Here is a 1,248-nt window from a genome sequence, read left to right on the forward strand (position 1 = left end):
AGATACCGTATTGGGGCTCGGCTCGAATCAGGACCGTTGTGAATTGAAATCTGAGGTTGGTTGAGGTGTCGTTGCCCTTGGCACGCTGTGCTGCGTGTCAACGGGGTCGTGCTGTGACGCGCGCCCCAGGATATCGAATACAAAAGGACAACGACATGGATGTTTATATCGGTTTGGACGTCTCTCTGGCAAGTACTGCAATCTGCGTGGTGTCCAGGCAGGGCAAGGTGGTGAAAGAAACCACAGCGCCAAGCGAACCCGAGGATTTGGTGAAGGTGCTGCATACACTGGCAGGGCGCATTGTTGGGGTAGGCCTTGAAGCTGGGCCCTTGTCGCAATGGCTGTATCAGCATTTGACCGAGGCCGGCTTCGCTACTGTTTTGATGGAAACCCGGCAGGTGAAGGGGGCGCTGAAGGCGATGCCAATCAAAACAGATCGACGCGATGCCGAGGGGATTGCACGACTCTTGCAGATGGGCTGGTTCCGATCTGTCCATTGTAAATCCCTGTCGGCGCAGGAAATGCGTGCGCTGTTGTCCTCGCGTAAGGCGATCCAACAAGCGACCATCTCGCTGGAGTTGTCGATCCGTGGGGTGCTGCGCAACTTCGGGCTCAAGATGGGACAGGTCGCCAAGGGACGCTTTGAACAGCGGGTGCTGGAGCTGGTCGAGGGTAATCCTATGCTGCAAGCAGCCGCGACCCCGATCTTGAGCGCACGTGGCGCGCTGCGTCAGGAACTGGCTGGCGTGGAGAAATTGCTGCGTGATCATGCCAAAGCTGATCCCGTCTGCCGTCAGTTAATGACCATGCCGGGGGTTGGCGTTCTCGTGGCTCTGACCTTCAAGGCCGCGATCGATGATCCTGAGCGCTTCTCATCCTCCAGGGACGTTGGCCCTTGGGTCGGCCTGACCCCGCGGCGCGCGCAATCCGGGGAGCGCGACATCATTGGCGAAATCTCCCGGGCCGGCGATGCGGGGTTGCGCACGGCGCTTTATCAAGCCGCGACAGTGATGTTGAATAATGCACGTCCGAATTGGCTGAGTGCCTGGGCATGGGCTGTCGCCAAGCGGCGCGGCAAAAAGCGCGCAACAGTTGCACTTGCGCGTCGGATTGGGGTGGTTCTGCACCGCATGTGGCAGGACGGTGCCGAGTTCCGCTTCACACCGGCTGATGCCGTAACGGCAACTACCGCAGCTGCCGCATAGCCTGTGGCTTTCCACAGCACCCATGCAGATCAGAGAGTTAAAA

1 protein-coding gene is annotated in these 1,248 nt (G+C 59.1%); it reads left to right on the forward strand.

The window, feature by feature from the left end:
* The first annotated feature begins 155 nt into the window (after positions 1–155).
* Positions 156–1,205 carry an IS110 family RNA-guided transposase gene (locus MCRY_RS22315; RefSeq protein ID WP_085633966.1) on the forward strand — a complete coding sequence of 350 codons (1,050 nt, stop codon included), beginning with the start codon at positions 156–158 and terminating at the stop codon, positions 1,203–1,205.
* Positions 1,206–1,248 lie beyond the last annotated feature (43 nt).

The organism is Marivita cryptomonadis, from assembly GCF_002115725.1.
Classification (GTDB): domain Bacteria; phylum Pseudomonadota; class Alphaproteobacteria; order Rhodobacterales; family Rhodobacteraceae; genus Marivita; species Marivita cryptomonadis.